Annotated in this window: 1 protein-coding gene; it reads left to right on the forward strand. The window is 69.7% G+C overall.

Annotation, left to right across the window (positions count from 1 at the left end):
- Positions 1-13,656 (forward strand): non-ribosomal peptide synthetase (locus tag GTZ93_RS41600; RefSeq protein ID WP_161663364.1); only part of this gene is annotated, 13,656 nt, incomplete at its 5' end.
- Positions 13,657-13,857: the final 201 nt, after the last annotated feature.

The raw sequence follows: 13,857 nt of genomic DNA on the forward strand, positions 1-13,857 counted from the left end.
GAGGAGCAGCTCGCGGCCCTCTTCGCCGAAGTCCTCCGCGTGGAGCGCGTCGGTATTCACGACGACTTCTTCGCGCTCGGAGGCCACTCCCTGCTGGCCACGCAGCTCGTCTCGCGCGTACGCGCCGCGTTCGGCGTGGAGTTGCCGCTCCGCGGGTTCTTCGAAGCGCCCACGGTGGAGTCGCTCGCGGCGAAGTTCGACAGCGCCCATGGCTCCGGGCATTACCTGCCGCCGCTGCGGCCCGTCGCGCATGAAGGTGCCGTGCCGCTCTCGTTCGCGCAGCAGCGGCTCTGGTTCCTGGATCAGCTCACCCCGGGCGATGCGTCGTACAACATCCCCACGGCGCTGCGGCTGACGGGCCGCGTGGACGTGGAGTCCCTGCGCCGCGCCTTCGAAGCGCTGGTCGCCCGCCACGACTCCCTGCGCACCACCTTCCAGGAGCATCAGGGCCAGGCCACCCAGCACATCCACGCCCCCGGAGCATGGGCCCTGCCGCTCATGGACGTGTCCAGCCTGCCGGAAGCGCAGCGCGAAGCCGAGGCCCGGCGCCGGGTCGCGGAGGATGCCCGTCATCCGTTCCGCCTGGAACACGGACCGCTCCTGCGCACGGCGCTCGTCCGGCTGGGCGAAGAGGAGCACCTGCTGCTGGTGACGATGCACCACATCGTCTCCGACGGCTGGTCCATGGGCGTGCTCGTGCGCGAGCTCGTGACGTTCTACGCGGCATTCACCCAGGGCACGGCGCCGGCCCTCAGCCCCCTGCCGGTGCAGTACGCGGACTTCGCGGCGTGGCAGCGGCAGTGGCTCCAGGGCGAAACGCTCGACGCGCAGCTGCGCTACTGGAAGCAGCAGCTCGCGGGCGCGCCCGCCGCGCTGGAGCTGCTGACGGATCATCCCCGTCCGTCCATCCAGTCCCACGCGGGCGCGGCCCTCACCGTCCAGCTTCCGCCCGAAACCACCCAGGCCCTCAAGGCGCTGGCCCGGCGCGAGGGGGCCACGCCCTTCATGGTGCTGCTCGCGGGCTTCCAGCTCCTGTTGTCACGCTACGCAGGCCAGGACGACGTCAGCGTAGGCACGCCCATCGCAGGCCGGACCCAGGCGGAGACCGAGGGCCTCATCGGCTTCTTCGTCAACACGCTCGTCCTGCGCGCCCAGGTGAATCCACGCGCGACCTTCCGCGAGCTGCTCGCGCAGGTGCGCGACACCACGCTCGCGGCGTTCGAGCATCAGCACCTGCCCTTCGAGAAGCTCGTCGAAGCCGTGCAGTCCGTGCGGGACGCGAGCCGCAGCCCGCTGTTCCAGGTGATGTTCGCGCTGCAGAACGCGCCCACCGGGGACCTGCGAATCCCGGGCCTCACCTTCCAGCAGGTGGCCGCCGAAGCACGCTCCGCCAAGTTCGACCTCACCCTGACGTTGCAGGACTCGGCGCAGGGCTTCGTGGGCTGGCTGGAGTACAGCACCGCCCTCTTCGAACGAAGCACGATGGAGCGGATGGCCAGCCACCTGCGCATCCTGCTGGAGGCCGTGGCCTCAAGGCCCGAGCAGTCCGTCGCCGGGCTGTCGCTGCTCTCCCGTGAGGAGCGACAGCGCATCCTCGTGGACTGGAACGACACCACCGTCGCCAGCCCCCTGGACGTCCCGGTCCACGTCCACTTCGCGCGGCAGGTCCTCAGCACGCCCGACGCGGTGGCCCTGGTGCTGGGGGAGGCGTCGCTGACGTACGCCCAGCTCGAAGCCCGCGCCAACCAACTGGCCTGGCATCTGCGCGGCCTCGGCATCGTGCCCGGCGCGCGCGTGGGCCTCGCCATCGAGCGCTCGTTCGAGCTGGTGACGGCGCTCCTCGCCATCCTCAAGGCTGGCGCCGCCTTCGTGCCCGTGGACCGCAATGCGCCGGTGGAGCGCATCGCGATGCTGCTGGAGGACGCGGACGTTGGCGTCGTCCTCACCCATCAGCCCTTCGCCTCCAAGCTGCCCGCCTCCGGCAACCGCGTCTGGCTGGACGCGCAGCAGGACGTCCTGGCCGCACTGCCCACGCACGCGCTCGACGTCTCCGTCGAGGGCGAGTCCCTGGCCTACGTCATGTTCACGTCCGGCAGCACCGGCCGTCCCAAGGGCGTCAGCGTGCCGCACCGGGGCATCACCCGCCTGGTGCTCGGCAGCACCTTCATGCGCTTCGGGCCGGATGAAGTCTGGCTCCAGGCTGCACCGGTTGCCTTCGACGCCTCCACGCTCGAAATCTGGGGTGCGCTGCTGCACGGCGCGAAGCTCGTCCTTGCTCCGCCGCATGCCCTGTCGCTGGAAGAACTGGCTGAGCAACTGCGGCGCCACCGGGTGACGTCGCTGTGGCTCACCACCGCTCTCTTCGAGCAGATGGCCCTGCACCAGGGCGAAGCCTTGGCGGAGGTGCGCCAGGTCCTCACGGGCGGTGAGCTGATGCCCTGGGCGCGTCTGCGCGACCACCTGGCGCGGCTCCCCGAAGGCGCGACGCTGGTGCACGCCTACGGCCCGACGGAGAACACGACCTTCTCCACCACGCTGCCGTTGCACCGCCACACGCGCGTGGAGGGTCCCGTCTCCATTGGCCGTCCCATCCCGAACTCCACCGCCTATGTGTTCGATGCGAACCTCCATCCAGTGCCCGTGGGCGTCGCGGGCGAGGTGTACGTCGGAGGCCCGGGCCTCGCCTGGGGCTACCTGCACCGCCCCGACCTGACCGCGGAGCGCTTCGTCCCCCATCCCTTCGCTTCCATTCCGGGAGAGCGGCTCTACCGCACGGGTGACAAGGCCCGCTGGCGGGAGGACGGCACGCTCGACTTCCTGGGCCGCGTCGACTTCCAGGTGAAGGTGCGCGGCTTCCGCATCGAGCTGGGTGAAATCGAAGCCGCCCTGCGCGCCTTCCCGGGCGTCAACGAGGCCGTCGTCATGGCCCGGGGCTCGGACGCGGACAAGCGCCTCATCGGCTATCTCACCGCGCACGAAGGCCACACCTTGGACGTGGAGGCGCTGCGGGCCCACCTGCGGCAGCGGCTGCCGGAGTACATGGTGCCTGCCTCGCTCCTGGTCCTGGAGGCCCTGCCCCTCAACGCCAACGGCAAGGTGGACCGCAAGGCCCTGCCCGAACCGGGGGACGCACCGCTCGCGGCCTCCTTCGTCGCGCCGCGCACCGCCACCGAAGAGCAGCTCGCGGCCCTCTTCGCGGAGGTGCTGCGCGTGGAGCGCGTGGGCCTCCACGACGACTTCTTCGCCCTCGGTGGCCACTCGCTGCTGGCCACCCAGCTCGTCTCGCGCGTGCGCGCCGCGTTCGGCGTGGAGCTGCCGCTGCGAGCCCTGTTCGGAGCGCCCACCGTCGAAGCCCTCGCGCCGAAGCTCGACGAGGCCCCGTCCTCCGCGCTTCGTGCTCCGCCGCTGAGGCCCGTGTCCCGCGAGGGGGCCCTGCCGCTCTCCTTCGCCCAGCAGCGCCTGTGGCTGTTGGATCAGCTCCAGCCGGGTGATTCGTCATACAACGTCCCCACCGCGCTGCGGCTGTCGGGCCGGGTGGACGTGGCGGCACTGCGAGGCGCCTTCGAGGCGCTCATCGCCCGCCACGAGTCCCTGCGCACCACGCTCGCCGCGTCCCACGAGGCGCCGTCGCAGCGAGTCCACACCTCCGCGGCGTGGGAGCTGCCCGTCGTCGACCTGAGCGCGCTGCCCCAGGAGCAGCGCGAGGAAGAAGCCTGGCGCATCGTGGCCGAGGAGGCCCGCCGTCCGTTCCAGCTCGCCACGGGACCGCTGCTGCGAGGGCTGCTGGTGCGCCTGGGAGCGGAGGAGCACGTGCTGCTGGTGACCATGCACCACGTCATCTCCGACGGCTGGTCCATGGGCGTCCTCGTGCGCGAGATGGCCGCCTTCTACGAGGCCTTCAGCACGGGCAGCACGCCGGCCCTCCCGCCGCTGCCGGTGCAGTACGCGGACTTCGCGACGTGGCAGCGCGACTGGCTCCAGGGAGAGGTCCTGGACGCGCAGCTGGCTCACTGGAAGCGGCGGTTGGCGGGTGCGCCGGCGGCGCTGGAGCTGCCCACGGACCGTCCCCGTCCGCCCGTGCAGACGCACCGGGGTGCCACGGTGGAGGTGCGGATTCCCGCCCCCCTCGTGGAGTCCCTCAAGGCCCTGGCCCAGCAGGAAGGCGCCACGCCCTTCATGGTGCTGCTGGCGGCCTACCAGGTGCTCCTGTCGCGCTACTCCGCGCAGGATGACATCAGCGTGGGTTCCCCCATCGCGGGCCGCACCCAGGCGGAGACCGAGGGCCTCATCGGATTCTTCGTCAACACGCTCGTCCTGCGCGCCCACGTGGATCCGCGCAAGACGTTCCGGGCGCTGCTGGTCCAGGTGCGCGACACCACGCTCGCCGCCTTCGAGCACCAGCACCTGCCCTTCGAGAAGCTCGTGGAGGCCGTGCAGCCCACGCGCGACCTGAGCCGCAATCCGTTGTTCCAGGCCATGTTCGTCCTGCAGAACATGCCGGGCGAGGTGCTGCGCGTGCCGGGGCTGTCCATGCGGACGCTGCCGCTGGAGACCCGCTCCGCGAAGTTCGATCTCTCCCTGGGACTGAGGGAGGCCCCCACGGGCATCACGGGCACGCTGGAGTACGCGACGGACCTGTTCGACGCGGCGACCATCCAACGCATGGCCGGACACTTCGGCGTACTGCTGGAGGCCATCGCATCAGAGCCGAACACGAGGCTTGGCGACCTGCCCCTGCTCACGGATGCTGAGCGCCAGCAGCTCCTCGTCGAGTGGAATCCGCCGGCCTCGCAGGCGCCGCGGGAGTCCAGCATCCCCGCGATGGTGGAGGCCCAGGTGCGCCGCACGCCGGATGCGCTCGCCGTCATCACGCCGGAGCGGCAGTTGTCGTACCGAGAGCTGGACGCGAAGGCGAACCAGCTCGCGCATCGACTGCGCGGACTTGGCGTCGGGCCCGAAGTCCGCGTCGGCCTGTGCGTCGAGCGCACCGAGGACCTCGTCATCGGCGCTCTCGGCATCCTCAAGGCAGGTGGTGCCTACGTGCCGCTGGACCCCAGCTACCCGAGTGAGCGCTTGGGCTGGCTGCTGGAGGACGCCCAGGGCCCTGCACTCGTCGCGCACTCCCATCTGCTCTCGGCGCTGCCGGAGACATCCGCCACGCCGGTGTGCCTCGACTCGGACGCGGAGCTGGCGAAGCAGCCGACGACGGCTCCGCTTGTGGACATCCACGCCGGACACCTCGCCTACCTCATCTACACCTCCGGCAGCACCGGCCGTCCTAAGGGCGTCGCCATCTCCCATGGCAACGCCGTCTCCTTCCTCCACTGGGCCTTGGAGACCTTCTCGCCGGAGGAACTGAAGGGGACCCTCGCCGCGACGAGCCTCAACTTCGACCTCTCCGTCTTCGAGCTCTTCGCTCCGTTGAGCAGTGGTGGCGCGGTGGTGGTGGCCCGCAACGCCTTGCACCTGGCGGAGCTGCCCACCGCGTCCCACGTCACCCTCGTCAACACCGTGCCCTCCGCCATGGCGCAGCTGCTGCGCCTGGGCGCGGTGCCGCCCTCCGTGCGTGTCATCAACCTCGCCGGTGAAGCCCTCCCGGAGACGCTGGCGAAGCAGGTGTACGCCGTGCCCACGGTTGAGAAGCTCTTCAACCTCTACGGCCCGTCCGAGGACACCACCTACTCCACCGCATCCCTCGTCGGTCGTGACGAGGTGCCCCTCATCGGCCGCCCGCTACCCGCGACGCGGGCCTACGTGCTGGACGCGTCTCTCCAGCCGGTGCCCGTGGGTGTCGCAGGCGAGCTGTACCTCGCGGGCGAAGGCCAGGCGCGCGGCTACTTGCTGCGTCCGGAACTCACCGCGGAGCGCTTCGTACCGGAGCCCTTCGGTCCTCCCGGCGGCCGCATGTACCGCACGGGCGACCGTGTCCGTTACCGCCTCGACGGGCGCCTGGAGTACCTGGGCCGCATCGACTTCCAGGTGAAGGTGCGTGGCTTCCGCATCGAGTTGGGCGAAATCGAAGCCGCGCTCCGTCGCACTCCAGGTCTCAAGGACGCCGTCGTCGTCGCGAAGGGTGAGGCCGCCGACAAGCGGCTGGTCGCCTACGTCACCCCCAAGGTGAATGCGTCGCTGGAGGTGGAAGCCCTCAAGGCCCACCTGCGCCAAGGCCTCCCCGAGTACATGGTGCCCGCCACCTTCGTGGTGATGGACGCCCTGCCCCTCAACGCCAACGGCAAGGTGGACCGCAAGGCACTGCCGGAGCCGGAGGCACCTCAGTCCGGCAACACCTACGAAGCGCCTCGCACCGAAGTCGAAGCGAAGCTGGCCTCCATCTGGGCGGAAGTCCTGCGCCTGCCCCAGGTGGGCGTGAAGGACTCCTTCTTCGAGCTGGGCGGGCACTCGCTGCTGGCCACGCAAGTGGTCTCTCGCGTGCGCGCGGAGTTCAGCGTGGAGTTGCCCCTGCGCGCGCTCTTCGAGTCCCCCACGGTGGAAGCCCTGGCCGCGCGGCTGCACGGAAGCGCGAGCGCCCATGCTCCGAAGCTCACCCGAACCCCGCACGACGGCCCGCTGCCTCTGTCCTTCGCGCAGCAGCGACTGTGGCTGTTGGATCAGCTCCAGCCCGGGGACGCGTCGTACAACATCCCCACGGCGCTCCAGCTCTCGGGACACCTGGACATCGAGGCCCTGCGCCGTGCCTTCGAGGCGCTCGTCGCCCGTCACAACGCACTGCGCACCACCTTCCACGAGCATCAGGACCAGCCCATCCAGACCGTCCGCGAGCCCAGCGGTTGGACGCTGCCGCTCGTGGACCTCTCAACCCGGCCTGAGACGCTGCGGGAAGACGAGGCGCGCAGGCTGGCCAACGAGGAAGCACGGAAGCCGTTCGACCTCGCCAGGGGACCGCTGCTGCGCAGCACGTTGTTGCGGCTGACCGAGGACTCACATCTGTTGCTCGTGACGATGCACCACATCGTCTCCGACGGCTGGTCCATGGGTGTGCTCGTCCGCGAGCTCATCTCGCTGTACTCCGCGTTCCATGACGGCAAGGAGACTGGCCTCGCGCCGCTGCCCGTGCAGTACGCGGACTTCGCCGCCTGGCAGCGGAACTGGCTCCAGGGCGAGGCACTGGACGCGCAGATCCACTACTGGAAGCAGCAGCTCTCCGGAGCTCCCGCCGCGCTGGAGCTGCCCACGGACCGCCCGCGACCGCCCGTGCAGTCCCACCGGGGCGCAACGGTGGACGTGCGCATCCCCTCGGAGGTCTCTCACGCGCTCAAGGCCCTGGCACAGCGGGAAGGTGCCACGCCGTTCATGACGTTGCTGGCGGCGTTCCAGGTGCTCCTGTCGCGCTACTCCGCACAGGATGACGTCAGCGTGGGTTCCCCCATCGCGGGCCGCACCCAGGCGGAGACCGAAGGCCTCATCGGCTTCTTCGTCAACACGCTCGTCTTGCGCGCCCACTTGAGCCCGCGCGCGACGTTCCGCGAGCTGTTGGCCCAGGTGCGAGGCACGACCTTCGCCGCCTTCGAGCACCAGCACCTGCCCTTCGAGAAGCTCGTGGAGGCCGTGCAGCCCACGCGCGACCTGAGCCGCAGCCCGCTATTCCAGGCCATGTTCGTCCTGCAGAACACGCCCACCGAGGCGCTGCGTCTGCCGGGACTGTCCTTCCAGGCCCTGCCGCTGGAAGCACACTTCGCCAAGTTCGACCTCTCCTTGGGTCTGCGTGAAGGCCGGGACGGATTCGTCGGTTCATTCGACTTCGCGACGGACCTGTTCGATGCCGAGACCATCCAGCGCATGGCCGGGCACTTCGGCGTACTGCTGGAGGCCATCGCGAAGAAGCCGGACACCCGACTGGGTGACCTGCCTCTGCTCACGGATGCTGAGCGCCAGCAACTCCTCGTCGAGTGGAATCCTCCTGCCTCGCAGGTGCCACCGGAGTCCAGCATCCCCGCGATGGTGGAGGCACAGGTGCGCCGCACGCCGGATGCGCTCGCCGTCATCACGCCGGAGCGGCAGCTGACGTACCGGGAGCTGGACGCGAAGGCGAACCAGCTCGCGCACCGCCTGCGCGGCCTGGGTGTCGGGCCTGAAGTCCGCGTCGGCCTCTGTGTCGAGCGCACCGAGGACCTCGTCATCGGCGCTCTCGGCATCCTCAAGGCCGGTGGTGCCTACGTGCCGCTGGACCCCAGCTACCCGCGTGAGCGCTTGGGCTGGCTGCTGGAGGACGCCCAGGGCCCTGCGCTCGTGGCGCACTCCCATCTGCTCTCGGCGCTGCCGGAGACATCCGCCACGCCGGTGTGCCTCGACTCGGACACGGAGCTGGCGAAGCAGCCGACGACGGCACCCGCAGTGGACATCCACTCGGGCCACCTCGCCTACCTCATCTACACCTCCGGTAGCACCGGCCGTCCCAAGGGCGTCGCCATCTCCCATGGCAACGCAGTGACGTTCCTCCAGTGGGCCTTGGAGACCTTCTCGCCGGAGGAGTTGAAGGGCACCCTCGCCGCGACGAGCCTCAACTTCGACCTCTCCGTCTTCGAACTCTTCGCTCCGTTGAGCAGTGGTGGCGCGGTGGTGGTGGCTCGCAACGCCTTGCACCTGGCGGAGCTGCCTACGGCCTCCCACGTCACCCTCGTCAACACCGTGCCCTCCGCCATGGCGCAGCTGCTGCGTCTTGGCGCGGTGCCGCCCTCCGTGCGTGTCATCAACCTCGCCGGTGAAGCCCTGCCGGAGACGTTGGCGAAGCAGGTCTACGCCGTCCCCACGGTGCAGAAGCTCTTCAACCTCTACGGGCCTTCCGAGGACACCACCTACTCCACTGCCTCCCTCGTCGGTCGGGACGAAGTGCCCCTCATTGGCCGCCCGCTCCCTGCGACGCGTGCCTACGTGTTGGACGCGTCTCTCCAGCCGGTGCCCGTGGGTGTCGCAGGCGAGCTGTACCTCGCCGGTGAAGGCCAGGCTCGTGGCTACCTGCTGCGCCCGGAACTCACAGCGGAACGCTTCGTGCCCGAGCCTTACGGGCCTCCCGGCGGCCGCATGTACCGCACGGGCGACCGCGTCCGGTACCGCCTCGACGGGCGCCTGGAGTACCTCGGCCGCATCGACTTCCAGGTGAAGGTGCGTGGCTTCCGCATCGAGCTGGGCGAAATCGAAGCCGCGCTCCGCCGCGCTCCAGGCCTCAAGGACGCCGTCGTCGTCGCGAAGGGTGAGGCCGCCGACAAGCGCCTCGTCGCCTACGTCACGCCCAAGGCTGAGACCTCCCTGGAAGTGGAGGCACTCAAGGCCCATCTGCGTCAGGGCCTCCCCGAGTACATGGTGCCCGCCACCTTCGTGGTGATGGACGCCCTGCCCCTCAACTCCAACGGCAAGGTGGACCGCAAGGCACTGCCGGAGCCGGAGGCACCTCAGTCCGGCAACACCTACGAAGCGCCTCTCACGGAAGCCGAAGCGAAGCTGGCCTCCATCTGGGCGGAAGTCCTTCGCCTGCCCCAGGTGGGCGTGAAGGACTCCTTCTTCGAGCTGGGCGGGCACTCGCTGCTGGCCACCCAGGTGGTCTCGCGCGTGCGCACGGACCTGGGCGTGGAGCTGCCCCTCCGCGCCCTCTTCGAGTCCCCCACGGTGGAAGCCCTGGCCGCGCGGCTTCACGGAAGCGCGAGCGCCCATGCTCCGAAGCTCACCCGAACCCCGCACGACGGCCCGCTGCCTCTGTCCTTCGCGCAGCAGCGGCTGTGGTTGCTGGATCAGCTCCAGCCCGAGGATGCGTCCTACAATCTTCCGGTCGCGCTCCAGCTCTCGGGCCACCTGGACGTGGAAGCCCTGCGCCGTGCCTTCGAGGCACTCGTCGCCCGTCACGAAGCCCTGCGCACCACCTTCCACGAACATCAGGGGCAGCCCACGCAGCGGATCCAGGCTCCGGCGGCATGGACGCTGCCGCTCATGGACCTCTCTTCGTTGCCCGAAGAGGAGCGGGAGAAGGAGGCTCGGAAGCTGGCCGACGAGGAGGCCCGGCGACCCTTCCGCCTCGCCACGGGTCCCCTGCTGCGCAGTGCGCTGGTGCGGCTGCGCGAGGATTCACACCTGCTGCTGGTGACGATGCACCACATCGTCTCCGACGGCTGGTCCATGGGCGTGCTCGTCCGCGAACTCATCTCGCTGTACTCCGCGTTCCATGACGGCAAGGAGACTGGCCTCACGCCGCTGCCCGTGCAGTACGCGGACTTCGCGGCCTGGCAACGGAACTGGCTCCAGGGTGAGGCACTGGACGCGCAGATCCACTACTGGAAGCAGCAGCTCTCCGGAGCTCCCGCCGCGCTGGAGCTGCCCACGGACCGTCCGCGGCCGCCCGTGCAGTCCCACCGGGGCGCCACGATGGAGGTTCGCATCCCCGGGGACGTCGCCCGTGCGCTCAAGGCGCTCGCGGGACGCGAGGGGGCCACGCCCTTCATGGTGCTGCTCGCCGCGTTCCAGGTGCTCCTGTCGCGCTACTCCGCGCAGGAAGACATCAGCGTGGGTTCACCCATCGCCGGCCGCACCCAGGCGGAGACCGAAGGCCTCATCGGCTTCTTCGTCAACACGCTCGTCCTGCGCGCCCACTTGAGCCCGCGCGCGACGTTCCGCGAGCTGTTGGCCCAGGTGCGAGGCACGACCTTCGCGGCCTTCGAGCACCAGCACCTGCCCTTCGAGAAGCTCGTGGAGGCCGTGCAGCCCACGCGCGACCTGAGCCGCAGCCCCCTGTTCCAGGCCATGTTCGTCCTGCAGAACACGCCCACCGAGGCGCTGCGTCTGCCGGGACTGTCCTTCCAAGCCCTGCCGCTGGAAGCACATTTCGCCAAGTTCGATCTCTCCCTCGCCCTGCAAGAGGTCCAGGGGGAACTGGTCGGTTCGCTGGAGTACGCGACGGACCTGTTCGACGCCGCGACCGTCCAGCGCATGGCCGGACACTTTGGCGTGTTGCTGGAGGCCATCGCGAAGAAGCCTGAATCACGACTCGGGGACCTGCCGCTGCTCACTGGCTCCGAGCGCCAGCAGCTCCTCGTCGAGTGGAATCCTCCTGCCTCGCAGGTGCCGCGCGAACTCAGCATCCCCGCGATGGTGGAGGCCCAGGTGCGTCGCACGCCGGATGCGCTCGCCGTCATCACGCCCGAGCGGCAACTGACGTACCGGGAGCTGGACGCGAAGGCGAACCAACTCGCGCACCGTCTGCGCGGACTTGGCGTCGGGCCTGAAGTCCGCGTCGGCCTGTGCGTCGAGCGCACCGAGGATCTTCTCATTGGCAGCCTTGGAATCCTCAAGGCCGGTGGTGCCTACGTGCCGCTGGACCCCAGCTACCCGCGTGAGCGCCTGGGCTGGCTGCTGGAGGACGCGCAGGGTCCTGCCCTCGTGGCGCACTCCCATCTGCTCTCGGCGCTGCCGGAGACCACTGCCACGCCAGTGTGCCTCGACTCGGACGTGGAGCTGGTGAAACAGCCGACGACGGCACCCGCGGTGGACATCCACCCCGGCCATCTCGCCTATCTCATCTACACCTCCGGCAGCACCGGCCGTCCCAAGGGCGTCGCCATCTCCCATGGCAACGCCGTCTCCTTCCTCCACTGGGCCTTGGAGACCTTCTCGCCGGAGGAACTGAAGGGGACCCTCGCCGCGACGAGCCTCAACTTCGACCTCTCCGTCTTCGAACTCTTCGCTCCGTTGAGCAGTGGTGGCGCAGTGGTCGTGGCACGCAACGCCCTGCACCTGGCGGAACTGAGCACCGCTTCCCACGTCACCCTCGTCAACACCGTGCCCTCCGCCATGGCGCAGCTGCTGCGCCTGGGCGCGGTGCCGCCCTCCGTGCGTGTCATCAACCTCGCCGGTGAAGCCCTCCCGGAGACGCTCGCGAAGCAGGTGTACGCCGTCCCGACGGTGCAGAAGCTCTTCAACCTCTACGGCCCGTCCGAAGACACCACCTACTCCACCGCCTCCCTCGTCGGCCGTGACGAAGTGCCCCTCATCGGCCGCCCGCTACCCGCGACGCGTGCCTACGTGCTGGACGCTTCGCTGCAACCGGTGCCCGTGGGTGTCGCAGGTGAGCTGTACCTCGCGGGTGAAGGCCAGGCGCGCGGCTACCTGCTGCGCCCGGAACTCACAGCGGAGCGCTTCGTGCCCGAGCCTTACGGGCCTCCCGGCGGCCGCATGTACCGCACGGGCGACCGTGTCCGTTATCGCCTCGACGGGCGCCTGGAGTACCTCGGCCGCATCGACTTCCAGGTGAAGGTGCGTGGATTCCGCATCGAGCTGGGCGAAATCGAAGCCGCGCTCCGCCGCGCCCCGGGCCTCAAGGACGCCGTCGTCGTCGCGAAGGGTGAGGCCGCCGACAAGCGCCTCGTCGCCTACGTCACGCCCAAGGCCGGGGCCTCACTGGAGGTGGAAGCCCTCAAGGCCCATCTGCGTCAGGGCCTCCCCGAGTACATGGTGCCCGCCACCTTCGTGGTGATGGACGCCCTGCCCCTCAACTCCAACGGCAAGGTCGACCGCAAGGCGCTGCCCGAACCCGATGCCCACGCCATCGAGGCCCGGGACTTCGTCGCTCCCCGCGATGCGCTCGAAATGCAGCTCGCTCGCATCTGGGAGGACGTCCTCGGCGTCCGCTCCGTCGGCGTCCGCTCCAGCTTCTTCGAGTTGGGTGGCCACTCCCTGCTCGCCGTGCGCATGCTCGCGTCCATCCGTGAGCGTCTCGGCCTCAGCCTCCCTCTCTCCGTCCTCTTCCAGCAGCCCACCGTCGAGCAACTCGCGCAGGTGCTCCGCGACGACTCGCGGGCCTGGATGCCCCTCGTTCCCCTGGAGCGCGGAGAGCCTGGTCACCGGCCCCTCTTCCTCGTCCATCCTGGTGGCGGCAACGTCCTGGCCTACTCGGAGCTGGCGCGCAGGCTCGGGCCTTCACTGCCCGTCTTCGGACTCCAGTCTCGCGGCCTCGACGGGCGCCCCGTCGTCGAGTCCATCGAGGAGATGGCCACCCTCTACATCGAAGCGATCCGCACCGTGCAGCCGCAGGGCCCCTACCAGTTGGGAGGTTGGTCCCTGGGCGGCGTCATCGCCTACGAGATGGCACGCCGCCTGCGCGAGGCGGGTGAAGCCGTGGATCTGCTCGCACTCATCGATGCCCATGCGCCCGGCATCACGCCGCCTTCCGAAACAGAGCCCCAATTCTCTTCCGAAGCCCGAGTGAGGATCGCCTTCGCCCAGACCACGGCCACCGCCTTCGGCCAGGAGCTCTCCGTCTCGGCCGAAGCGCTGGCACAAGGCGACGACGACGCGATGCTGGACCACCTGCTCCAGGAAGGCGCCCGGGCGAGCATCCTCGACGCGCACTCCGGGGCCGCCCAGCTGCGCGCCCTCTTCCGCGTCTTCCAGGCCAACCTCTTCGCGCAGGAGAAGTACGTGCCCCGGCCGTACGACGGCACCGCCCTGCTGCTGAGCGCCAGCGAGGCCGCGGCCGGGCTTCCACGTCACCGCGGCTGGGAGCCTCTCGTCCGTGGCGGCCTGGAAGTGCACGACGTCCCCGGCAGCCATCATGAGCTGCTGCAGGACACGCACCTCGAGCCCATCGTGGAGCGACTGCGGCTGATCCTCGCCCGTGCGTCGAGCAGCGAGTCGCGCGCACCCACGGGAAGTTGAAGTCCGTCCGCCCCGCGCCAGCCTGTTCAGGCGCGGGGCTTCAGCTCCAGGAAGCCAGGCGCGCCGCACGGATCACTCCTCCGGGTTCGTTGGCGTCCAGAATTCGCGGGCCCCCGAACCTGAGATCCGGCTTTTGCGGTCGAGCGGTCACGCCGGCGTCAGAGCCGCCTCCTATGGTGGGGTCTGTAAACACAGGGATTT

Source organism: Corallococcus exiguus (genome assembly GCF_009909105.1).
Taxonomy (GTDB): Bacteria; Myxococcota; Myxococcia; order Myxococcales; family Myxococcaceae; genus Corallococcus; species Corallococcus exiguus.